Origin of the sequence: Streptosporangium sp. NPDC050855, from assembly GCF_044456585.1 — a bacterium.
GTDB classification, from domain to species: Bacteria; Actinomycetota; Actinomycetes; order Streptosporangiales; family Streptosporangiaceae; genus Streptosporangium; species Streptosporangium longisporum.
Genome location: NZ_JBITFY010000008.1, coordinates 301172 through 323648 on the forward strand (window position 1 = coordinate 301172; position 22477 = coordinate 323648).

General features: G+C 73.5%; 19 protein-coding genes. 12 read left to right on the forward strand and 7 right to left on the reverse strand.

What is annotated here, in order from left to right:
* Positions 1-51 precede the first annotated feature (51 nt).
* The 3 genes from ACIBCT_RS18530 to ACIBCT_RS18540 all read left to right on the forward strand — a co-directional run bounded on the left by ACIBCT_RS18530 (position 52) and on the right by ACIBCT_RS18540 (position 7382).
* Complete coding sequence (locus tag ACIBCT_RS18530; protein WP_399189966.1) at positions 52-1890, forward strand: ABC transporter ATP-binding protein; 1839 nt, start codon at positions 52-54, stop codon at positions 1888-1890.
* A complete protein-coding gene (locus ACIBCT_RS18535; protein WP_399189968.1) occupies positions 1890-3716 on the forward strand; it encodes an ABC transporter ATP-binding protein in 1827 nt (608 codons plus the stop codon). The genes ACIBCT_RS18530 and ACIBCT_RS18535 overlap by 1 nt, the downstream gene beginning before the upstream one ends.
* A 174-nt stretch (positions 3717-3890) precedes the next feature.
* A complete protein-coding gene (locus ACIBCT_RS18540; RefSeq protein ID WP_399189970.1) occupies positions 3891-7382 on the forward strand; it encodes a hypothetical protein in 3492 nt (1163 codons plus the stop codon).
* A 107-nt stretch (positions 7383-7489) separates the two neighbouring features.
* Here the strand turns inward: ACIBCT_RS18540 and ACIBCT_RS18545 are convergent, their stop codons facing one another.
* Positions 7490-8164 (reverse strand): response regulator, encoded by a 675-nt coding sequence (locus ACIBCT_RS18545; protein WP_399189972.1) that lies wholly within the window; start codon positions 8162-8164, stop codon positions 7490-7492.
* Positions 8161-9522: a sensor histidine kinase gene (locus ACIBCT_RS18550; RefSeq protein ID WP_399189974.1), complete on the reverse strand. Its 1362-nt coding sequence runs from the start codon at positions 9520-9522 to the stop codon at positions 8161-8163. The genes ACIBCT_RS18545 and ACIBCT_RS18550 overlap by 4 nt, the downstream gene beginning before the upstream one ends.
* A gap of 233 nt (positions 9523-9755) precedes the next feature.
* On the opposite strand from ACIBCT_RS18550, the gene ACIBCT_RS18555 reads away from it, so the two are divergent.
* Positions 9756-10280: a hypothetical protein gene (locus ACIBCT_RS18555; protein ID WP_399189976.1), complete on the forward strand. Its 525-nt coding sequence runs from the start codon at positions 9756-9758 to the stop codon at positions 10278-10280.
* A gap of 141 nt (positions 10281-10421) precedes the next feature.
* Complete coding sequence (locus ACIBCT_RS18560) at positions 10422-10967, forward strand: NUDIX hydrolase (RefSeq protein ID WP_399189978.1); 546 nt, start codon at positions 10422-10424, stop codon at positions 10965-10967.
* 64 nt (positions 10968-11031) lie between these two features.
* Here the strand turns inward: ACIBCT_RS18560 and ACIBCT_RS18565 are convergent, their stop codons facing one another.
* The 4 genes from ACIBCT_RS18565 to ACIBCT_RS18580 all read right to left on the reverse strand — a co-directional run bounded on the left by ACIBCT_RS18565 (position 11032) and on the right by ACIBCT_RS18580 (position 13991).
* Positions 11032-12294, reverse strand: coding sequence for an NAD(P)/FAD-dependent oxidoreductase (locus ACIBCT_RS18565; protein WP_399189981.1), 1263 nt, complete (start codon positions 12292-12294; stop codon positions 11032-11034).
* Positions 12291-12482 carry a ferredoxin gene (locus tag ACIBCT_RS18570; protein WP_399189983.1) on the reverse strand — a complete coding sequence of 64 codons (192 nt, stop codon included), beginning with the start codon at positions 12480-12482 and terminating at the stop codon, positions 12291-12293. Before ACIBCT_RS18570 ends, ACIBCT_RS18565 begins: the two co-directional genes overlap by 4 nt.
* 50 nt (positions 12483-12532) lie before the next feature.
* Positions 12533-13462, reverse strand: a complete 930-nt coding sequence (locus tag ACIBCT_RS18575; protein WP_399189985.1) for a pyridoxamine 5'-phosphate oxidase family protein — start codon at positions 13460-13462, stop codon at positions 12533-12535.
* A gap of 73 nt (positions 13463-13535) precedes the next feature.
* A complete protein-coding gene (locus ACIBCT_RS18580; protein ID WP_399189987.1) occupies positions 13536-13991 on the reverse strand; it encodes a VOC family protein in 456 nt (151 codons plus the stop codon).
* 158 nt (positions 13992-14149) lie between these two features.
* Here ACIBCT_RS18580 and ACIBCT_RS18585 point away from each other — a divergent pair, with 158 nt between their 5' ends.
* From ACIBCT_RS18585 to ACIBCT_RS18610, 6 genes are all read left to right on the forward strand, one after another.
* Entirely contained in the window at positions 14150-14722 is a 573-nt protein-coding gene (locus ACIBCT_RS18585) for a CGNR zinc finger domain-containing protein (protein WP_399189989.1), read from the forward strand.
* Positions 14723-14864: 142 nt separating this feature from the next.
* A complete protein-coding gene (locus tag ACIBCT_RS18590) occupies positions 14865-15380 on the forward strand; it encodes a hypothetical protein (RefSeq protein WP_399189991.1) in 516 nt (171 codons plus the stop codon).
* A 239-nt stretch (positions 15381-15619) separates the two neighbouring features.
* Entirely contained in the window at positions 15620-16147 is a 528-nt protein-coding gene (locus ACIBCT_RS18595; protein WP_399189993.1) for a PadR family transcriptional regulator, read from the forward strand.
* Complete coding sequence (locus ACIBCT_RS18600) at positions 16144-16890, forward strand: ABC transporter ATP-binding protein (RefSeq protein ID WP_399189995.1); 747 nt, start codon at positions 16144-16146, stop codon at positions 16888-16890. The genes ACIBCT_RS18595 and ACIBCT_RS18600 overlap by 4 nt, the downstream gene beginning before the upstream one ends.
* A gap of 5 nt (positions 16891-16895) precedes the next feature.
* Positions 16896-18743, forward strand: a complete 1848-nt coding sequence (locus ACIBCT_RS18605) for an FtsX-like permease family protein (RefSeq protein ID WP_399189997.1) — start codon at positions 16896-16898, stop codon at positions 18741-18743.
* A gap of 77 nt (positions 18744-18820) precedes the next feature.
* Positions 18821-18988 (forward strand): aldo/keto reductase, encoded by a 168-nt coding sequence (locus ACIBCT_RS18610; protein ID WP_399189999.1) that lies wholly within the window; start codon positions 18821-18823, stop codon positions 18986-18988.
* Positions 18989-19017: 29 nt separating this feature from the next.
* Here ACIBCT_RS18610 and ACIBCT_RS18615 read toward each other — a convergent pair whose 3' ends face one another.
* Positions 19018-21150, reverse strand: coding sequence for a response regulator (locus tag ACIBCT_RS18615; protein WP_399190002.1), 2133 nt, complete (start codon positions 21148-21150; stop codon positions 19018-19020).
* 264 nt (positions 21151-21414) lie between these two features.
* Here ACIBCT_RS18615 and ACIBCT_RS18620 point away from each other — a divergent pair, with 264 nt between their 5' ends.
* Positions 21415-22476, forward strand: a complete 1062-nt coding sequence (locus ACIBCT_RS18620; RefSeq protein WP_399190004.1) for a hypothetical protein — start codon at positions 21415-21417, stop codon at positions 22474-22476.
* Position 22477 lies beyond the last annotated feature (1 nt).

Consider the following 22477-nt stretch of genomic DNA (forward strand, 5'->3'; position numbering starts at 1 on the left):
TGATAGAAAGCAGGTCCGACCCCCGTCCTCGACCCGTCCGGGAGCCAAGCCGTGTCCAGCAGCAGCGCGGAGTTCTCCGTCTCCGGCCGCCCGTACGACAGGCGGAGCCCGGTGCGCTGGATCTGGTCCCACGTCCGCCGTCACCCGCTCCAGCTGACCGGTTTCCTCGGCTCGTCGCTGGTCATGGTGGTGCTCAACGGCTTGGTCCCCGGGCTCACCGGCAGGGCGTTCGACGTCGTGCTGAACGGTGGCGGCGGCGCGGCACGGGCGCTGGGCCTGATCTCGCTGGGGCTGCTGGCGATCGTGGTGGCCCGCGGCGCCTTCGACGTGGTCGCGCGCCTGTCCGGCGAGGTCCTGGCCAAGCGGCTGGAGCGCGACGCCCGGGACGAGCTGTACGTCAGCCTGCTGGGCAAGAGCCAGACCTTCCACAACCGGCAGCGCGTCGGCGACCTGATGGCGCGGGCGGCCAACGACATCCGGCAGCTCTCCGCGATGATCAACCCGGGCGTCGACCTGATCGTCGACTCCGGCCTGACCGGCCTGGTGCCGCTGGTCTTCATCGCCGCGATCGACCCGCGCCTGCGGCTGGTGCCCTGCCTGTTCGGGGTCGTCTTCGTCATCGCGCTCCGGCACTACATGGGGCGGCTCAATCCCGTGGCGACCCGCATGCGGGAGGAGTTCGGCGACCTCAACGCCGGGCTGAACGAGGCCGTCCGCGGCATCGAGGTGATCAAGGTCACCGCGCAGGAGGACCAGGAGCGACGGCGGTTCCGGACCCGCGCCCGGCGCTACCGCGACTCCTTCGCCGCCAACGGCCTGGTCCAGGCCCGCTACCTGCCGACCCTGCTCTTCGCCTTCGCGATGGCCGGGGCGCTCTGGCACGGCCTGTACCTCCAGGCCGCGGGCGCCCTGACGATCGGCGAGCTGGTCGCCTTCATGGGCCTGATGGGCATGCTGGGCTTTCCGACCTCGATCTCGATCTTCACCTTCTCGCTGGTGCAGCTCGGCATCGTGTCCTCCCGCCGGATCCTGAGCATCATGAACACCGAGACCGAGCTCGGGCAGCGCGCCGACGGCCACACCGCGCCGATCGACGGATCGATCGTCTTCGAGAACGTGACGTTCGGCTACGGGGACGGCGATCCGGTGCTGCGCGACGTGACGTTCGGCGTGCGGCCGGGAGAGACCGTGGCCGTCGTCGGCGAGACCGGTTCGGGCAAGAGCACGCTGGCGAAGCTGGTCCCGCGGATCTACGACGTCACCGCGGGCCGGATCCTGGTGGACGGCGTGGACGTGCGCGAGTGGGACCTCGACTCGCTGCGCTCCCAGATCTCCACCATCGAGCAGGACATCGTGCTCTTCTCCCGCTCGGTGGCCGAGAACATCGCCTTCGGGCTGGGCCCGCGAGCGGACCGGGAGGCCGTCGTCCGGGCGGCGGAGGAGGCCCAGGCCGCCGAGTTCATCGGCGAGCTCGACGAGGGCTACGACACGGTCATCGGGGAGCGCGGCATCACCCTCTCCGGTGGCCAGCGCCAGCGCCTGGCCATCGCGCGGGCGCTGCTGACGAATCCGGCGATCCTCGTGCTCGACGACTCGACGAGCGCGATCGACTCCGCCACGGAGGACAGGATCCAGCAGGCCATCGACCGCGTCCAGGACGGGCGCACCACGCTCCTGATCACACATCGGCTCTCCCAGATCCGCTGGGCCGACAAGGTCCTGCTGCTCCGCCGGGGCGAGCTGGTGGACTTCGGCACGCACGACGAACTGATCTCCCGGAGCCGTCTGTACCGGCGGATCTTCGCCCACTACGACGAGGTCGACCTGCCGGGCACCGGGGCCGCGGACCCGGCCGTGGTCGTGGCGAGCGAGCAGGGAGGGCACGCCTGATGGGCTTCGTCATGGACGGTCTCGACGCCGAGGACTACGACCGCACCTACAGCGATCGTGACCTGCTCCGCAGGATCCTGTCGTACTTCCGGCCGAGGCTGGGGTCGATGGTCCTGGTCGCGGTCATGATCGTGCTGTTCTCGCTGACCCAGGCGGCCATGCCGTTGCTGATCAGCGAGGGCGTGGACGGCATCCAGAACGGCACGATCGCCGACGTCGGCCTGCGGCTCAGCGCCGGCCTGCTGCTCGCCGGGGTGCTCGGCTGGCTGTTCAACTTCGTCCGCCAGTGGTACAGCGCGAAGGTCACCGGCGACGTCGTCCTGCGCCTGCGCGAGGACGCCTTCGACGCCGTGCTCGAACGCGACCTGTCGTTCTACGACGAGACCCCGTCGGGCAGGATCGTCAGCCGGGTCACCTCCGACACCGACGACTTCGCCACCGTCTCCACCCTCACGATGGACCTGATCAGCCAGGTGCTGATGGTCGGCTTCGTGGCGGTCCTGCTCTTCCAGCGCAGTGTCGGGCTCGCCCTGCTCACCCTTGTCGTGGCGCCGGTCGTGATGGCCGTGGCCCTGCTGTTCCGCAAGGTCGCCCGCACCAGCACCCGCAGGGCACAGCGCTCGCTGAGCCGCGTGAACGCCACCCTGCAGGAGACCATGGGCGGGATCACCGTCGCCAAGAACTTCCGCCAGGAGCAGCGGATCTACGACGAGTTCCGCCCGATCAACCAGCAGAGCTACCGGGTGACGCTCCGCCAGGGCTTCGTCTTCTCCAGCATCTTCCCCGTGCTCTTCCTGGTCGCCGGGCTGGCCACGGTCGGTCTCGTCCAGGTGGGCGGCACCCGGGCGCTCGGCGGTGAGCTGTCCGCCGGTGACTGGTACCTCTTCCTGCAGAGCGTGGCGCTCTTCTGGATCCCGCTGACCTCCATCGCCGCGTTCTGGTCCCAGTTCCAGCAGGGCCTGTCCGCGTCCGAGCGGGTCTTCGCCCTGATCGACGCGCCGCCCCGGGTCGTGCAGACCGATTCCCGGCCGGTCGGCAGGCTCGCGGGCCGCATCGAGTTCCAGGGCGTCACGTTCGGCTACGAGGCCGGCAGCACCGTCCTGCGGGACTTCGACCTCGTCATCGAGGCGGGCGAGAGCGTCGCGCTGGTCGGCCACACCGGTGCGGGCAAGTCCACGCTCAGCAAACTGATCACCCGGTTCTACGAGTTCCAGGACGGCCTGCTGACGATCGACGGCCGTGACATCCGCACGCTGGACCTGGCCGGGTACCGGCGGCAGATCGGCGCGGTCCCGCAGGCGCCGTTCCTGTTCAGCGGCACCGTCGCCGACAACATCCGCTACCCGAGGCCGGAGGCGACCGACGAGGAGGTGCTGGCCGCCGCCGCGGCGGTCGGTGGCGGCGACTGGATCGACGCCCTGCCCGACGGCCTGCGGACCGACGTCGGCGAGTACGGCCGTGCCCTGTCCATGGGCCAGCGCCAGCTCGTCGCGCTGGCCCGCCTGCTCGTCCAGGATCCGGCGATCGTGGTCCTGGACGAGGCCACCGCCAGCGTCGACCCGCTGACCGAGGCCCAGATCCAGGAAGGGCTGGACCGGGTGCTGGCCGACCGCACCTCCATCGTCATCGCCCACCGGTTGTCCACGATCGAGCACGTCGACCGGATCATCGTGCTGGATCACGGCCGGATCGTCGAGGAGGGCGACCACGCCACGTTGCTGGCCCGGGGCGGTCACTACTGCCAGGTCTACAACACCTACTTCCGCCACCAGTCGCCCGACTACCGTCCCGGTTCCGGGTTCGTCTCCGTCACCGGTTCCACGTGACCGGAAACGCGGTCCGGCCGGGCCGGTCCCGCACACCAGGGCGGGATATCCGTAAACGGTGAAACGTCGCGCAAATATTATTAAGAAAGTCCTAAATTAGGATAAGACGTTCTTCTGGATGCGTATTCTTGATTTAATCCTTTAACACCCTTCATAAAGGGTGATGATGTTGCGATGAGCGGCGATGAGAGCGGCGGCCGGGTCCGGCGGGGGTCGCGCCCTGTCACTCGCCCGAGGATCCCCCCGGGACCGCTGCGCGAGCTCAAGGATCTGCTGTACGAGCTGTACCTGGAGGCCGGCGCGCCCGCTCCCGGTGCCGTCGCAGCCATGATCGTCGCCGACGACGGCCTTCCCGCCGCTCCCGGGCCCGACGCCGTGCACCACATGCTGACCTCGGTCCGGCCGCCTCCCGTGCAGGCCGACGTGATCGCCGTCGTCACCGTGCTGGCCCGCCTGGCCGGGCAGGATCCCGGTCCTGCGGCCGGGCGGGCTCGTGAGCTGTGGGCGCGCAGCCGCCTGGCCGTCGCGGCGGGGGTGCCGATCCGCTCGCTGACCGACCCGTTCGCGCTCGGGGTGCACCCGTCGATCGACCGGGGGCCCGAGGCGACCGGCCCGGGAACAGGGACGGCGGGCCCGGGGGCCGGGACGACCGGCCCGGGAACCGGGACGACCGATCCGGGGGCCGGGACGAAGGGCCGGGGAGCCGGGACGACGGGCCCGCCGGGACTGCCCGTCTACGTACCGCGCCGGCACGACGAGGAACTGGCCGCCCTGGTACGGCGGGCGGCGGCCGGGCAGAGCGGCATCGCGATGCTGGTCGGCGACTCCTGCACCGGCAAGACCCGGACCTGCTGGGAGGCCGTACGGCTGCTGCCCGGCGGGTGGCGGCTGTGGCGACCGGCCGACCGGGACCGTCCCGAGGAGACCGCCGACGCTCTGGCCTTCGTCACGCCGAGGACCGTCGTGTGGCTCGACCGTTCCCAGCTCCACCTGCTCACCCCGGACGAGCAGGGCGAGCGGGTAGCCGCCGGGCTGCGGGCCCTGGTGCGCGACCCCGAACGCGGCCCCGTACTGGTCCTGGGCACCATCTGGCCGGAGTACTGGACCGCGCTGACCGCCGCCCCCGCCGGTGCCGCGACCGGTACCGCCGCGGACGGCCCCGCCGGCGGTTCCGTCGGCGGCCCTTCCCGTGCTCCCGCCGACCCCCACGCCCGGGCGCGGGCGCTGCTGACCGGCACCGCGGTCCACGTGCCCGGCCGTTTCACCGGGCCCGCGCTGGAGGCGGTGCGCGCGGCGACGGCGCGCGACCCTCGGCTGGCGCGCGCGTACGCCCAGGCCCGTGACGGCCGGATCGCCCAGTACCTCGCCGGCGCGCCCGCCCTGGTCAAGCGCTACCGCGACGCGCCCGCGCCGGTCAGGGCCCTGATCGAGGCGGCCATGGACGCCAGGCGCGCCGGCCACGGCCCGGTCCTGCCGGACGCCCTGCTCAGGGCCGCCGCACCCGGTTACCTGACCGGTCCGCAGCAGGAGGACCTGCCCCGGGACTGGTTCGACCGGGCCATGGCCCACGCCTGCGCGCGCCATCGAGGGGTCGGCGGCCCGCTCGTCCCGGTTCGTCCCCTTCCCGGCGTACCGGCCCGTTTCCGGCTGGCGGACCACCTGGAGCAGCTCGGCCGCGCCGGTCGCCGTACGCGTCCGGTGCCCGCGGCCGTGTGGGACGCGCTGATCCTGCACGCAGCCCCCGGAGAGCAGTTGTCCGTGGCCGTGCAGGCCCATGCCCGCGGCCTGCACCGCCACGCCCTCCGGCTGTACGGGAGCGCCACCGCCGCGGGCGATCCGGAGGCGGCCGGGCAGGCGATCACCCTGCTCCGGGAGGCGGGACGGGCCGGTGAGGTGCTGGCCTGGCTGCGGGCCCACGACGGGCTGGACGACGCCCGGGTCCTGCGCCGGATCACCCCCCTGCTGCGCGACGTGAGGCACCACGAGGAGGTGATCGCCGCCTACCGGCGCGCCGCCGAGGCCGGGAACACCGACGCGCTGAGGGAGGCGATCGAGCTGCTGGTGGAGACGGGACGGATCGGCGAGGCCGTCGTCCTGACGCGGGACCTCGCCCGGGAGGCCGACGCCGGTCTGCTCGGCTGGGCGGCGGCCCTGCTGGACCGGGCGGGACACCCCGAGCGGGCCCTCGCCGTCTACCGGCGTGCCGCCGAGGCCGGGAACCTGGACGCCCCGGCGTGGCTGGGCTCCCTGCTGCTGCGGACGGGCCGCGAGCAGGAGGCGATCACCGCCTACCTGCGCGCCGCGGAGACGGGCGACCGGCACGCCCTCGAACGGGCCGTCGCCCTGCTGGTGCGGACGGGACGGGCCGGGGAGGCGATCGCCCGGACGCGGGGCCTGGCCGAGCGCGGCGACCACCGCGCCCTGCGGCAGGCGGTCCGGCTGCTGGTGGAGGCGGACCGTACCGACGAGGCCGTCACCTGGCTGCGCGCCCGCGCCGAGCGCGGCGACCATCGCGCCACCGCCGAGCTGGTCGAGCTGCTCCGGCGGCGGGGCCGGACCGAGGAGGCGGTCGGCTGGCTGACCGGGCGGGCGCGGGACGGCGACACCTACGCCTTCTGGCGGATGGTCGGGCTCCTGCGGCAGACCGGGCAGGTGGACCGGGCGATCGCCCGGCTCAGGGCACGGGCGCGGACCGGTGACGACCTCGCGCTCGAACAGGCGGCCCGGCTGCTGCGGCACACCGGCCGGACCGGGGAGGCCGTGGCCTGGCTGGCCTCCCGCGCCCGGGACGGTGACCGGCACGCCGTCGAGCTGGTGCCCTCCTTCCTGAGCGAGGCGGGACGCGTCACGGAGGCCATCGCCGCCCACCGGCGCGCCGCCGAGGCGGGCAACGCCGGTGCCCACTGGCCGATGGCCGTCCTGCTGTACGGGCAGGGCCGGTGGGAGGAGGCGCTGGACGCCTACCGCCGCGCCGCCGGGGCCGGCCGTGTCGGCGAGGGCTGGCGGATGGTCGAGCTGCTGGAGCGGACGGGCCGGACCGGCGAGGCCCTGGCCGCCTACCGCCGCGCCGCCGAGGCGGGGAACACCGACGCGGGCTGGCGGATGGTCGAGCTGCTCCAGCGGGCGGACCGGACCGGGGAGGCGATCGCCTGGCTGCGCGCCCGCGCCGGGAACGGCGACACCGACGCCCTGTGGAAGGCCGTCGAGCTCCTCCAGGAGTCCGGACGGACCGAGGAGGCCGTCACCTGGCTGCGCGCCCGCGCCGGGGACGGGGACCTCGACGCCCTCGAGCGGCTCACCGCGCTGCTGCACCAGACCGGACGATCCGGCGAGGCCGTCGAATGGCTGCGGGCCCGCGCCGAGCACGGCGACGGAGCCGCCCTCGGGTACGCGGTGGACCTGATGCGCGAGACGGGCCGCGCCGAGGAGGCGATCGCCTGGCTGGACGCGCGTACCGAGGCGGGCGACCTGGAGGCCCTGGTCTGGTCGGCGGCCCTGCTGCGCGAGGTCGGCCGTCCGGACGGGGCGGTCCTCACCTATCTCAGGGCCGCCGAGCTGGGGATCCCCGGGGCCCTGCGGCAGGTGACGGACCTGCTGAGACGGCTCGGCCGGACCGGCGAGGCCGACCGGCTGCGCAGGTACGGGATCACCCCCGGCGGGACCTGAGAGCCCGGGCGGTCGGGAGAGAACCGGACGGTCAGACGAGGACCGGGGGGTCAGACGAGAGCCCGGCGGTCAGACGAGAGTCCGACGGTCGGGAGAGAACCGGGCGGTCAGGCCCCTCCGGGACGGACCAGGCCGCTCTCGTACGCGATGACGACCAGCTGGGAGCGGTCGCGGGCGTCGAGCTTGGCCAGCAACCGGCTGACGTAGGTGCGCGCGGTGGCCGGGCTGATGAAGAGCACGGCGCCGATCTCCGCGTTCGACCGGCCCGCCCCGACCTCGGCGAGCACCTCGCGTTCCCGCTCGGTCAGCCCCGCGATCAGGCCGGCGTCGAACCGCTCCGACGACGCCGCGACCGCGTTCAGGACCCGCTGGGTCACCGATGGCGAGAGCAGCGCGTCCCCGGAGGCGACGGTGCGCACGGCCTCCCGGAGCTCACCGGGCCCGGCGTCCTTCAGCAGGAAACCGGCCGCGCCCGCCCGGATCGCCGCGAAGAGGTACTCGTCGGTGTCGAAGGTGGTGAGCACGATCACCCGGACCGCGCGCAACCGCTCGTCCGCGACGATCCGCCTGGTCGCCTCGACACCGTCGAGGCCGGGCATCCGCACGTCCATCAGGACGAGGTCGGGACGCTCGGCGCGGACCAGCGCCACACCCGCCTCACCGTCGGCGGCCTCGCCGACGACCACGATGTCCGGTGCCCGTTCCAGCAGCGCCCGGAAACCCGCCCGGACGAGCTGCTGGTCGTCGACGAGCACGACCCGGATCGGCGTCCCGGCGCTCACCGGGCTCCCCCGGTGGTGTTCACGGTGGTGTTCACGGTGGTGTTCACGGCGGTGTTCGCGGAGGTGTTCGCGGCGGGGGTCTCGACGGGAGGCCCGGCGGGAGCGGGGACGATGTCCGCGGCGGGACGGTCCGTCACCGCGAGCGGGAGCGTGACGTCCACCCGGAACCCGCCGCCTCCGCCGCCCGCCCGGACCGTGCCGCCGAGCAGTTCCACCCGTTCCACCATGCCGCGCAGACCGTACCCACCGCTCGTGACGCCCCGCGCGGCGTCCTTCCCGGCGGCGACGTCCGCAGCGAAGGGGACGGTGGTGTCAGCGGGGGACGCGAAGGGCTCGCCGCCGCGGCCGTCGTCGGTCACGCTGACCCGCAGCTCGTCCCCGTAGCGGACCACCACCTCGGCGGCGGTGGCGCCCGCGTGGCGCAGCGCGTTGGTCAGCGACTCCTGGACTACCCGGTAGGCCGTCGCCTCGACGACGTGCGGCACCGTCACCGGCTCGCCCAGGACCCGCACGGTCACCGGCAGCCCGCTCTCGCTCGTGGTGCGGGCCAGCCGTTCCAGCTGGGCCAGCCCGCCGACCGGCGCGAGCGGGGTCGTCACCCCGCCTCCCTCGCGGAGCAGCCCGAGGGTCGCGCGCAGTTCCTTCATCGCGTTCCCGCTCGCCTGCCGGATGACCTCCAGCGCGGACCCGGCCGCGGGCGGATCGTCACCGAGCGCCTCGGCGGCGACCGCGGCCTGCACCGAGATGACCGTGACGGTGTGGGCGAGGACGTCGTGCAGCTCGCGGGCGATGCGCAGCCGCTCCTCCTCGGTCCTGCGCGCCGCCACCCGTTCCCGCTCCTCGGCCGCCGCCGCCTCCCGGTGGCGCATCTCGGCCCTGAGCAGGCGGCGGGTACGGATGCCGTCGCCCACCGTGATCATCGCGATCATCAGCGCCGCGGCCGAGGTCAGCTCCTGCCCGAAGAGGTAACCGGGGTCGTCGCCCTCACGGAGCCTGAAGAAGCCGGACACCGCGATCGTCGCCACGGTCACCCCGGCCGCCCACCGCCACCTGCCGGCCTCGGCCGCGGAGTACAGCGCGCCGGCCAGCGGGAGCGCCAGGCCGATCGGCGGGAAGTCCACGGCGTAGTACCCGATCAGTCCAGCGGTGGTGGCCAGCAGCACCAGGACCGGGAAGCGCCGCCGCAGGAGCATCAGCGCGCCGAACGCGGGCGCGAACAGGTAGGCGGCCACCGGTGGTGCCGGGCCGCCACCGAGGCCGGCGTCGAGGTCGGCGGCGATCGCGACGGTGACCACGGCCGTGACGGCCGCTCCGACACCCGCGTCGGCGACGCGGGCGTGGATCCGCACTGTCTGCACCCGGGCAGTGTACGAAAGGCGCACCGTCCGGCACCGCCGTCTGCGGGCGTATCCGTCGGGCGTCCCGGTACGTCGGGAGGCGACCCCGGGACGGGATCCCGGCCGGACGACCGGGCACCCCGCCGCCTCCTAGCCTCGTCCCGTCCCCGGACGAACGACCACTCGTCCCGTCCCCGGACGACCGACCACCCGAACGGACGGAACGGAGTTCCCTGATGATCCGCGCGCCGCGTGTGACGACCGCAGTCCTGATCGTGCTCGTATGGACCTCGATGATCTCGATGGGAGGTGTCATCGCCGAGACCGTGATGCTCTACCCGAACATCTTCCGGGACCCGCCCGCCTCGCTCGTCCTGACCCGCGAGTTCATCGTCGCCGCGGGTCCGTCCGACTTCTTCCCGCCGCTCGGGCTGACCACCGTGATCGGCGCCGTGCTGGCGTCCCTGCTCACCTGGCGTACGCCGTCGGTGCGCCGGTGGATCGTCCCCGCCACGGTCGTGTTCGTCTGCGCAGAGTTCCTGTTCTCCGCGCTCTTCTTCTGGCCGCGCAACACGATCATGTTCGTGGACCCGGTCGGCACCCACTCCGCCGCCTACCTGCGTACCGTCGCCGCCGAGTTCGAGACCGGCCACTGGGTACGGGTCGTCGGGGGCGTGGTGACCTCCGGGCTGGCCTTCACCGGCCTGCTCCGCTGGCACCGTGACCGGGTGGCCTCCGTCGCCGGCGTCGTCCGGCCGGGCGTGACGGCCTCCCCGTGAGACGGGTCGTCCTCGTGCGATCGGGCCTTTCTGTGAGAGGGGCCTTTCCATGGGAGCGGCCTTCCCGCCGGAGTGGCGTTCCCGGTGTCGCGGCCGGATCGCGATGGCCGCCCCTCCGCGGCGGCATCTAGGATCATCGTCATGCCCGACGTGACCCTCCGACCGTCCGCGCGCATCCTGCTGGTCGACGGCGAAGATCGAATCCTGCTCTATCGCGGGCTGGGGATGACGGATGCCGCCGAGTACTCGTGGTTCACCCCGGGTGGCGGCATCAACGACGGCGAGCCCCTGAACCACGCCGCGGCACGAGAGCTCCGCGAGGAGACGGGGTACTCGGTCCCGCCCGAGGAGCTCGGGCACGTCGTGGCCGCCGCCGAGGGTCACTGGCGCAGGGCCGACGGCCGGTTGTTCTTCTCCCGCGAGTCCTTCTTCTTCCTCCGCGGCCGACAGCTGGAGGTCGACGTCTCCGGCATGGAGGATCACGAACGGTCGCTGATCGACGGTTTCCGCTGGTGGTCCCTGCCCGAGCTCCGGAGCACCGACGAACAGGTGATCCCGTTCGGCCTGGCGGACCTGCTGGAACGCCTGCTCGCCGGTGACGTCCCCGACGAGCCCGTCACCCTCCCCTGGCACCATCCGGACCTCTTCGACCAGGTCACCGACCCGGGTCCGACCGGCCGCCGATGACCGGCAGGGCCGTGCCCGTCCCGATGAGCCGCGGCTCCCCGTCCCGACGAGTCGTGACGGGTGGTCACGAGCGGACCCGCGCGGGGTGGGCGCGTCCGTGCGCCGCGGACGACGCCGGGTCAAGGCTCGCCGCCTCCAGCCGGCGCCGGTAGGGGACGAGCCTGCCGGTACGGCCGACGGTCAGGGCTCCGACGAGCCTTCCGTCCCGGTGGTAGGAGACCTCCAGGTGCCGGCCCGGGAGGTCGTGCTCGTGGACGCGCACCTCGTCCGCCAGGGCGGGCAGGCCCGCCGACCGGATCCGGGCGCCGTGCAGGTCGAACCAGAAGCCGGGAACGCCGGTGAACGGGCGGGGCTCGTCCGGGTTCAGCAGGGTGTGCGCGGCCGCGGCGCCCTGCTCGGCGGCGTTGGTCCAGTGGCCGAGGACGATCGAGGTCCCGCCGGCGAGGCGGTGCGGGACGCGGGCGACGTCGCCGGCCGCGACCACGCCCGGCACGACGGTCCCGTCCGGGGCCAGGGCGCGCAGGTGGACGTCGCAGCGCACGCCGTCGCCGATGTCGATGCCGGACCCGGCCAGCCAGCCGGTGGCGGGTACGGCGCCGAGTGCCTGCACGGCCATGTCCGCGGGCGTCTCGGTGCCGTCGGACAGGCGGACACCGGACAGGCGGCTACGGGTGAACAGGAAGTCGGTCACCGTGGTGCCGGTCCGCAGGTCGATGCCCGCCCGGCGGTGCAGCTCGGCCACGAACGCGCCGGGGACCGACCCGATCGCCCGCTCCAGGGGCAGGCTCGCGGCCTCGACCAGGGTGACGGCCAGGCCGCGCGTGCGGGCGGCGGCCGCGATCTCCCCGCCCAGGAAGCCCGCGCCGGCGACGACGAGCCTGCGCCCCGGACGGAGTTCGGCCCGCAGCCTCAGCGCGTCGTCCCGGGTCCGGAGGGTGAGGACCCCGCGGTCCGGGTCGGGCCGGCCGCGGGCCGTCGCGCCGGTCGCGACGAGCACGCCGTCGTAGGCCAGCCGGGTGCCGTCGGCGAGGGTGACCGTCCTCTCCCGCGGGTCGAGGCGGACGGCCGGACGCCCGAGTTCCCACCGCGCGTCCAGGCCGTCCGGCAGCGGCAGGTCGTTGTCCCACGTCAGGCCGGGTGCCGGGTCGTGCGCCGGGTCCGCCGTCAGGATCCGCTTCGACAGCGGTGGCCGGTCGTAGGGCAGGTGGGGTTCGTCCCCGACGATGGTGAGGTCGCCGGTGAAGCCGCCGGCGCGCAGGGCCTCCGCCGCCCTGAGACCGGCGAGCGAGGCTCCGACGATCACCAGCCGGCCGGTGGTCGCGTTCACCGGGGGGTGACGCCGATGGCGCGGACGGGACAGCTCGCCGCGGCAGCCTCCACCGTGGCCCGCAGGGCGTCGGCGGGGGTGGCGTCGTACAGCAGGTGGTCGTCGTCGTCGAACGAGAAGACTCCGGGCGCCGCGAAGACGCACTGTCCGTGGCTCTCGCAGAGGTTCATGTCCACGGTGATCTGCACGGGTGGCTCCATTACGGGGTCGGGTACGCCGCGCGCCGAGCGGAAGACGCTCAGCGCACCGGCGGGTTGAATCGGGAGTAGGCCGGGGCGCTCCACCGCAGGGGGCTCGCGGCGGAGATCTCCCGTACGGCCTCGATCGAGAACTCCACCAGGCGCCGGGCTCCGGGGATCCGGGCGGCCTCCGCCGGATCCCACAGGGTGCGGGCCGTCCCGGTGAGGTGCAGCGCGGAACCCGTCTCCCAGCCGGGGAGGACGATGCCGGCCGCGGGGTTGAGGACCAGGTTCCCCAGCGTCAGGAACATGGCGTTCCCGACGTAGTCGGGCCAGCGGAGCAGGGTGGGCGAGAGCACCTGGACGAAGCCGGGGTTGCCGCCGCGGTGCGAGGCGTCGGCGTCTCCGCGGTCGGAGACGGTGGCGACGAAGAAGGTGTCGGCCTCGCGGACGGCGCGCCGCTGAGCCGCGTCGAGCGCGGTGCCGTCGGTGACGGTACGGACCGGAGCCGCCTCGGCGTCGTGTTCGAGGACGCGGTGGTCCCGCTTCTGCAGGTACTTGGGGCAGTTCGCGATGACCTGGTCGATGTCGACGCGCAGGCCGTCGCGTTCGACGACGGCGCGGCCGTTGATCCGCATCCGCCGCCGGGTGGCGGGCTCGATGGCGATCATGCCGACCGGGACGGACCCGTGGTGCCCGGCGGCCCCGGCCAGGACGTCCTCCAGGGGGTCGCCGGGCGCTGGGAGCGCGCCGACGGTGAGGACCCGGGGCGTGGGCGTGCGCAGGAACCCGGGCGGGCCGGTGAGCTGGCTGGCCCAGACCCGTCCCGAGGCGTCCGCGCCGCCGACGACGATCATCGGCTGCTCGGCGAGGAACGCCGCGGCCACCTCCGGCACGGTCTCGCCGATACCGCCGAGGGAGAAGCCGGCCTGTTCGCCGAGCCCGGCACGGTTCTGTACCGCGATCTCGCCGCTGTGGTAGGTGGCCACGGTGATCCTTTCTCCGTGAGTCGTACGGCCGCGAGGCGGTCCTTTGGAAGGGGTGCTCCGCGGGACGGTCCTTTCAGAAGAAGCCGCAGGTCGGGGCGCCGGGGACGGGGGCGGCCGCGGGGTCGGCGCCGGTGGGCGCGTAGATCTCCAGGCGGATGCCGTCGGGGTCGGTGAAGTAGACGCCCCCGGAGACGCCCTGCTCGCCGTGCGGGACCACGCCCTCGTAGGCGAACTCGGCGCCCAGGCCGCGCAGTACCTCCGCCGTCGCGTTGACCTCGTCGATGGTGTCGACCTGGAACGACAGGTGGTGCAGGCCCGGGGTGTTCACGCCGAACGTGCCCTCGCTCTGCTGCCACAGGGTGACCAGGAGCCGGCCGTCCCGCCCGAGGAAGGCCCAGCGGCGGTCGGTCTCGCTGCCCTCGGCCATGACCTCGAAGTCGAAGACCGTGCGGTAGAAGGCGAGCGAGCGCTCCAGGTCGGTGACGTTCAGCCCGACGTGCCCCGTCACCAGATTCGTGATTGTGCTCAAAGTCGTCACATGCCCTAGGTCGAGGTCGCGAGACGCTCCCGCAACCACTGAAAAGGACTTTAAGGGTTAGGTACGGGAGCGTCAACCTGTCATCTGCTCGTAAGGGGTTAGGATGGGGACGTCAACCCAGACCAGCCCCGTTCCCAAGGACCAGTTCAGTGCCGCGAGACCTCCCGGCGGACCCCCGGCCCCTGACCGGCGAGCCCCTGTCGATCGACCTGCTCAACACCCGCTGGATCGACGCCGCCGGCCATCACGACCTGCTGGACGGTGTCGGCGGGCTCGCGATCTGGCTCGGCTCCGCGCCCGTGCGCGACGCCCTGGGCGAGATGAACGCGCCCGCCGACGAGGACACGCTCGACCGGCTGCTCCAGGCCAGGACGGCCCTGGACGGTCTCGTCCGCACCGTGCCCGCCTTCGGCGACGACGCGCTCCGGGCGGCGAACGCCGTGCTGGACCGCGGCCGGATCCACCGCTCGCTGCGACCGGACGGGCCGGCCACCGAGGTCCGGGTCGACCTGCCGTCGTGGGGACCGGCGTGGACGGCGGTCGAGGACTTCCTCCGGTTGCTGGCCGACCGGCCCGAGCGCGTCAGGCCCTGCGCGAACCCCGAGTGCATCCTGCACTTCTACGACGTGTCGAAGAACGGCACGCGTCGCTGGTGCTCCATGGCCGGTTGCGGCAACCGCGCCAAGGCCATGCGCCACTACCGGCGTACCGGCCGCGGCTGAGCGGCGGACGGGCCGCGCGCGGGCCGCGCACCGGCCGTCCACGAGGTTCGAGCAGGGCCTACCGGCCGGATTGTCGTACCCCCCGCGTAGCATCCACGCACGAGTGGTCGGACGATGCTCCACGGTCGGAAAGGACGTGCGGATGACGGAAGCGGCCTACGAGCCTATAGCGGTGTCCCGGCGCATCGAGGCTCCGGCGGGTGACATCTTCCGGATCCTGACGGATCCCACGCGGCACCTCGACCTGGACGGTTCCGGGATGTTGCGGGGGCCCGCCTCGGACGCGGTGATCTCCGGCGCCGGGGACGTCTTCGTCATGAGGATGTACTACGAGCTGCACGGCGACTACGAGATGAACAACCACGTCGTGGAGTACGAACCGGACCGTCGCATCGGCTGGGAGCCGGAGTCCGGGCTCGGCCACCCGGACGCGTCCTCGCCCGAGGCGCGGTGGGGGCATCGGTGGGTGTTCGACCTCGTCCCCGACGGCCCCGGGGCGACGATCGTGACCGAGATCTTCGACGCTTCCCGCCTGACCGAGAACAAGCGCGCCGAGCTGGACGGCGACCCTTCCTGGTGGATCGAGAGCATGTCGACGACGCTGGAGCGGCTCGACGCGCTGTGCACCGGAAGGTCGTCGCGCCGGGAGGAAGGATGACGCGGCCGTCCCTCCTCCCGTCCCTCTGACGACTCTGACGACCCTGGCGACTCTGACGACCCTGGCGACTCTGACGACCCTGGCGACTCTGACGACCCGGTCGGCTCCCTCGCGGACACGTCCCGGAACACTCGTCCCGCCTCCATGGAACGTTCCATGAACGTCACCCGCGCCGTACGGACTTGCCGTCAGAGGGGATAACCGTTAGACATAGGGGCTAACGGTTATAGGAGGGCGCGATGCAGCAGGAAGTGGTCCTGGCCATGCTGGCCAAGGAGCCGTCGCACGGCTACCAGCTGCGCGCCCGGCTGCGCGACGCGCTCGGCCCTCTCGGGGACGCGATGAACGCCGGCCAGATCTACGTCACGCTGACCCGGCTGGAGAAGGCCGGCCTGCTGGCGGTCGAGAGGTCCGCCGACGGCACCGACCGGTCGGACCGCAAGGTGTACGCGCTCACCCCCGACGGCCGGGAGCGGGTCGCCGAGTGGATCGCCGATGTGAGCTGGCCGAAACCCGGCCTCGCGGAGTTCCATCTCAAGCTGATCGCGGCGGCGTCGGCCCGGCTGGCCGACCCGCTCGCCCTCCTCGACGCCCAGCGCCGCGAGCTGCTGCGGCGACTGCGTGACGCCCAGCGCGCCGCCATGGCCGAGCCCGAGCACTCGGACGCGGCGCTGTTGCTGGAGGGCGTCGTGCTCCGGCTTCAGGCCGACCTGCACTGGCTCGAGGCGTGCGAGAAGAACTGGACCCACCGAAGGAGTGGATCGTGAGCAACGCCACCGGCACGCCCCTGCTTCGCGCCCGCGGGCTGCGAAAGGAGTACGGCGAGGGGGAGGGATTGGTGCGCGCCGTCGACGAGGTCGATCTCGACGTCGCAGCGGGAGAGACGGTGGCGATCATGGGGCCGAGCGGCTGCGGGAAGTCCACGCTGCTGCATCTGCTCGGCGGGCTGGACCGCCCCTCGGGCGGAGAGGTGTCGCTGAACGGCCGTCGTATCGACGACATAGGCGAGAAGGCCCTGGCTCGGATGCGGCGGACCGCCGTCGGCTTCGTCTTCCAGTCCTTCCACCTGATGGAGGAGCTCACGGCCGTGGAGAACGTCGAGCTGTCCGCGCTGCTGGCCGGACGCTCGCCGCGAGCCGCCAGACGGCGCGCGGAGGAGCTGCTGGAGCAGGTCGGGCTCGCCGGCCGGGCGCGTTTCCTGCCCTCCGCGCTGTCCGGTGGCCAGCGGCAGCGGGTCGCGGTCGCCCGGGCGCTGAGCAACGAACCGCTGGTCGTCCTGGCCGACGAACCGACCGGGAATCTGGACAGCGCCGCCACCATGGACGTCCTGCGGCTCTTCGAGGGCCTGCACCGGGCCGGCCAGACACTGGTCATCGTCACCCACGACGCGCGGATCGCCGCCACCGCGGACCGGCTGATCTCGATGCGCGACGGCGCGTTCGTGGACGAGACCAGGCTGACCGGTGGCACCACCGGCCGGCTCGGCGCCCTCGCCGGGCTGGAGGACTGACGGCGATGGGCCGCATCCTGCTCGTGTGCCGCCTCGCCGTGCGCGACCTGCGGCGGCGCCGCGCCGAGACCGTGCTCCTGCTGCTCGCCATCATGGCGGCCACCACGACGTTGACGCTCGGGCTGGTCCTGCGGGACGCGGCCGCCGACCCGTACCGGAGCACCCGGGAGGCGACCGGCGGGCCCGACGTGGTCGTCGTCGGCGGTGACCGGACCGCGAGGCTTCCCGGTCTCGCGGAACTGGAGAAGCTGGCCGGTGCCCCCGGCGTCGTCGGCCACAGCGGACCGTACCCGGTCGTCCCCGCGAAGTTCCGGGCGGCCGATCGGACCTCGGACGTGCAGGTCGTGGGACGCGACACCGCGCCCGCGCCGGTCGACCAGCCCGAGATCGTGCAGGGCGGCTGGGTCGGCGACGGTGGCGTGGTGGTCGAGGCCGCCTTCGCGGCCGCGCTCGACGTGCGCGTCGGTGATCCGGTCACCCTGGACGGCCGGTCGTTCACGGTCGTCGGCACGGCGGTCACCGCAGCCCTGTCGCCCTATCCGGGGGCGTCCTGCATCGTCCCGGCCGGTTGCATGAGCGACGTCGTTCCCGGTGACCCGGCCGGTGCCGGACAACCCGCGGGGTTGTTGCACGAGCCGGGCCTGGTCTGGCTCACCCGGGCGGACCTGCGGAGCCTCACCCCGGATCCGGGTTCCCCTGCCTACGTGATGAACCTGAGGCTGGCCGACGCGGACGAGGCCCGGGCGTTCGTCGACGCGCACCAGCGTGGACACGGCGGCGCCGCTCTCATGCAGACCTGGGAGGACATCCGCGACGACGCCACCGAGCTGGCCGCGGACTCCCAGATCCTTCTGCTGATCGGGGCCTGGCTGCTCGGTCTGCTGGCCGTGGCCGGTCTTTCGGTGCTGGTCGGCGGCCGGACGGCCGACCAGACCAGGCGTGTCGGGCTCCTGAAGGGGGCCGGGGGCACACCGGGCCTGATCGCCGTCGTACTGCTCGCGGAGTACGTCCTGGTGGCCGTCGTCGCGGCCGCGGCCGGGCTGGTGGCCGGATCGCTGGCCGCCCCGCTGCTCACCGGGCCCGGCGCGGGCCTCGTCGGCGGCGCGGGCACGCCGTCGATGACCGTGTCCACGGCCGTTTCGGTGACCGCGGTGGCACTCGGGGTCGCGGTGGCCGCGACCATCGTCCCGGTCGTGCGCGCCGCCCGTTCCAGCACCGTCGCCGCGCTGGCCGACGCGCCGCGCCCGCCCCGCCGCGTCGGCCCGCTGATCGCGGTCTCGGCGCGACTGCCCGTCCCGCTGCTTCTGGCCCTGCGGGTCGCCGCCCGCCGGCCGCGACGGACCGTGCTGGGCGCGGTCAGCATCGCGATCACGGTCAGCGGGATGTACGTCCTGCTGGTGCTCGACGCCTTCCTCGCCGCCCAGCCGCTCGCGGGCGCGTACGACGGCGCCCAGGTGGAGGTGCTGCGCCGGGTGCTCCTGGTCTGGACGGTCGTACTGCTCTGCCTGGCGGCGGTCAACGCCGTCGCCGTCACCTGGGCGACGGTGCTCGACAACCGGCATTCGTCGGCGCTGGCACGCGCCCTCGGCGCGACCCCCGGCGAGGTGAGCGCGGCACTGGCGGCCGCGCAGGTGCTGCCCGCGCTCGCGGGCGCCGTCGCGGGCGTCTTCCCGGGGGGTCCCGCGCTGTTCGCCGCGATCAACGCGATCACCGGCGGTGACGGCGGCAGGGTCGCGGCTCCCTCGCCCTGGCAGCTGCTCGCCCTGGTGTCGGCGACCGTGCTCACGGTGGCGGCGCTCACCTCCGTTCCCGCCCGTCTCGGCGGCCGTCGTCCCGTGGCCGAGACCCTCTAGGCCGGGCCGGGCCGGCGCGACGCGGGGTTGAGACCGCCCAGCCCGCCGAGGCTCGCGAGCCGGCCACCGTGGCCGCGGTGCAGAACCGCTTCCACCTCCTCGTGCTCGCCTGGCTGCTGGCCCGCTCCCCGGTGACCTTCGCCGTCCCCGGGACCTCCTCCGTCGCCCACCTGGAGGAGAACGTCGCCGCGGCCGGTCTGCGGCTGGACGAGGACGACGCCGCCAGGCTGGACGGGCTCGCCTGACCTCGGGGCGAGCCGGTGGGGCGTCACCGTCATCCGGGAGAGGGACCGTCCTTCACGCCTGGACCGTCCGCCAGACCGGCCTCGTGCGCAAGAAGCACCGCGTTGGCCCGGTTGGCCAGCCCGAGCTTGGCCAGCAGCCTGGAGACGTAGCTCTTGACCGTCGTCTCGGACAGGAAGCGGTCCGCGGCGATCTCCCGGTTCGTCAGGCCCTGCCCGACCAGGCCCAGCAGGTGGCGTTCCCGGTCGTTCAGCACGGCGATCCTGCCGAGCGCGGCCTCCCGGCCGGCCGCAGCGCGGGCCGACCGCTCCAGCAGGTGTCGCGCGGCCACGGGTGACAGCACGCTGTGCCCGCCCGCGACCACCTTGATCAGGCCGAGCAGGTCCTCGGGCGGTGTCGTCTTCACCAGGAAGCCGACCGCGCCCGCCTCCAGCGCCTCCAGCACGTGGACGTCCGAGTCGAAGGTGGTCAGCGCCACGACGGCGGGCGGCCCCGGCAGCCTGTTGATCTCCTTGGTGGCGGTGACACCGTCGACCCCGGGCATCCTGATGTCCATCAGCACCACGTCGGGGCGGGCGCGCAGCACCTCTTCGACGGCCTCGGCCCCGTCGTACGCCACACCGACGACGTCGATCTCGGCGGCCGATCCCAGGATGGTCCGCAGGTGACCGAGGACCATCGGGTCGTCGTCGACGAGCAGGACCCTGATCACCGGCGACACGCCGGTGTCGTCGGCCGGGCCGGTGTCGTCGGGTGGCCCGGCCCGCCGGGGGGTGGTCATGTCCCCAAGCGTATATATCCGTGCCGGACGCGCCGAGAAGGCCGACGAGGGCTCCGCCGTCCGTACCGGGCTCACGGCGGGGGCGAGCCCGGGGCTCGCGGCGGGGGCGAGCGCGGGGAGGCTCGCCGTGACCAGGTACCCGCCCTGCTCGGTGGGCCCGCTCCGCAGGGTGCCGCCGAGCAGGGACACCCGGCGCCGCAGGCCCGCCAGCCCCGTACGCGATCCGCTGGCGACCAGCGACGGATCGGCGGGCTCGGTGGGCGCGGTGTTGCGGATCTCGACGCGCACCGCGTCGGCACCGTGACGCAGGTCGACGGTCACCCGGGCTCCCGGTGCGTGTTTGCGGACGTTGGTCAGCGCCTCCTGCACCACCCGGTACGCGGCACGGGAGATCGCGGGAGACGCCGTGCCGGGATCGCCGCCGACGTGCAGCGACGCCCCGGCGGAGCCGGTCAGCTCGGCCAGGTCCCCGCCCCGGTCGTCCGTGCTCCGTGCCGCCCTCCGCGGGCGGTCCCGGCCACAGGTCCCGGGTGCCGCCGTCCCGCGGCAGTCCCGGTCACAGGTCACCCCTGCCGGCGCGGCCCGCTCGCCGCTCCGCATGACACCGATGAGGTCCCGCAGTTCGACCATCGTCCGGGAGCCGAGGTCCCCGATCCGCCGTGCCGCCGCCCTGACGGCCTCGTCGTCGGTCGACGTCCGCAGGGCTCCTGCGTGCAGGACGATCTCGGTGACGTGATGGGTGACGACGTCGTGCATCTCGGCGGCCAGGTGCTGGCGTTCGGCCACGATGGCCCGCTCGTTGAGCAGATGCCGTTCGCGTTCGGCGATCTCGACCCGCTCGCGCAGCGAGCTCAGCAGGCTCGCCCGCGCCCGCACGTACATCGCGATCACGGCGGGCAGCACGGCGTAGACCGCACCGACGTAGAGGCCGGTCCAGGTCGGCGCCCACGGCTGGGCGTTCAGCAGCGCCAGCGCGCCGACGCAGGCGAAGGCCGTGGGTGTGGGCGTGGGCGTGGGCGTGGGCCACAGGTAGACCAGGATCCACACCGCGACGGGCGTCGCCAGCGGCACCGGGCCCGCGTAGAGCGCGTCGGTGGAGGTCAGCAGCCCGGGTGCGGCCAGAGCGGCGACCCGTGCGATCACGGCGGCGAGGACGACCAGGACACCGACCGCCCGGGGGCGGGCCGGTGCGAGCAGCAGGAGCCCGTCGACGACGAGGTTGAACACCAGTTCGGCCGCCGGACCCAGCGCCCCGGACGTCCGTTGTCCCGCGGCGTGGAGCAGGACCTGCAGGCCCGCGTGGGCCACGACGACGGTGAACACCACGGCATGTCCCGCCCACCCGGGACTCCGGTCGCCGGCGAACGTCGATCCCGCTGTCATACCGCGCACCTTCCCCGCCGGGGAACGCCGTCACCCCGTCGTGGCGGCCGGAGAACCGAGCCGATGAAAACGCAACATCGGCGACGTACGACGCAACCCGGTTGCCGGGTCCGCGGGGGTGCCGAGGAATAGATTGTTCATTGTCCGTACGGCGATCCGGCAGGTCGACGACGCCGATGCCGATGGCGTCCATGCGCGACCGCGCGACCGCGCGATCCGACCTGCCGCCCCGTCGCCGTAGACCGTCTTCCGTGAGGACAACGGATGTCGAAGAACACGTCCCCCTCCGATCCCGTTCCCCGAACCCGGCCGGCCGACGACGCGCCGGAGCCGAGACGACGGCGGTGGGCGCCGGTCGTCTCCCTGCTGCTGCTCGCCCCGTTCGTGGCGGAGTTGCTGCTCGGCGACATCGCGCTGACCTCCGTGGGCTTCGTGGTGGTCCTCGTCCCGCTCTACGGCTGCGGGGCCCTGCTGGTGCGTGAGCTGGCGCGGCGCACCGGCCGGGGCTGGCCCACGATCGCGCTGCTGGCGGGGGCCTTCGGCGTGCTGGAGGAGGGCTTCGCCACGATGTCCCTGTTCAACCCGGACTTCGCCGGCTACCGTCTGCTCGACGAGTCGCCCCTGCCCTTCCTCGGCATGGGCGCGGAGTGGACGGTCTACGTGCTGTCGCTGCACGTCGTCTGGAGCATCTGCACGCCGATCGCGCTCACCGAGACCCTGTTCCCGGACCGGGCGCGGGTGCCGTGGCTGCGCACCCGCGGCCTGGTGGTCACCTCCGTCGTGTTCCTGCTCACCGTCGCGCTCTACGGGGCCGGGACGCTCTACTCGACGTGGACGGGTACCGGAGTGCCGATGTTCCGTCCCTCCGCGGCCCAGATGATCGCGACCGCGGTGGCCGCCGTGGTGCTCGTCCTGGCCGCGTTCGCCGTCCGGCCGGGCGCGGTGACGTCCCGCCTGCCCGGTTCCGTCCCGTCGCCCGTGCTCGTCCTCGCGGGTTCGCTGCTGCTGGCGAGCGTCGTCCGGCAGAGCGCCGACCACCTGCCCGGCTGGGTGAGCGTCGTCGTCTGCCTGTCGGCCGAGGTCGCGGCGGTGGCCGCGCTCCGACGGTACGGCCACCGGCGAGGGTGGGGGCCGGCGCACGTCCTCGCCGCCGCGTCGGGGGCCGTCGTCGCCTACGCGTGGTCGGGCTTCCTCCTGACGCCCATCGTCGGCACGACCGATCCGGTCGTCGCCCGCGCCGGCAACGTGCTGTTCACGCTGGTCGCCGTCGCGGTCCTCGCCCTCGCCGCACGACGCCTTGGCACGACCACGCCGGCCCGGCCGTGAC

What these genes read in the sequence shown, in the direction of transcription:
- ACIBCT_RS18615 (WP_399190002.1), bottom strand. Translation starts at nt 21,150, where the DNA reads ATGACAGCGGGATCGACGTTCGCCGGCGACCGGAGTCCCGGGTGGGCG.
- ACIBCT_RS18590 (WP_399189991.1), top strand. Translation starts at nt 14,865, where the DNA reads ATGACGGAAGCGGCCTACGAGCCTATAGCGGTGTCCCGGCGCATCGAG.
- ACIBCT_RS18535 (WP_399189968.1), top strand. Translation starts at nt 1,890, where the DNA reads ATGGGCTTCGTCATGGACGGTCTCGACGCCGAGGACTACGACCGCACC.
- ACIBCT_RS18620 (WP_399190004.1), top strand. Translation starts at nt 21,415, where the DNA reads ATGTCGAAGAACACGTCCCCCTCCGATCCCGTTCCCCGAACCCGGCCG.
- ACIBCT_RS18595 (WP_399189993.1), top strand. Translation starts at nt 15,620, where the DNA reads ATGCAGCAGGAAGTGGTCCTGGCCATGCTGGCCAAGGAGCCGTCGCAC.
- ACIBCT_RS18605 (WP_399189997.1), top strand. Translation starts at nt 16,896, where the DNA reads ATGGGCCGCATCCTGCTCGTGTGCCGCCTCGCCGTGCGCGACCTGCGG.
- ACIBCT_RS18560 (WP_399189978.1), top strand. Translation starts at nt 10,422, where the DNA reads ATGCCCGACGTGACCCTCCGACCGTCCGCGCGCATCCTGCTGGTCGAC.
- ACIBCT_RS18540 (WP_399189970.1), top strand. Translation starts at nt 3,891, where the DNA reads ATGAGCGGCGATGAGAGCGGCGGCCGGGTCCGGCGGGGGTCGCGCCCT.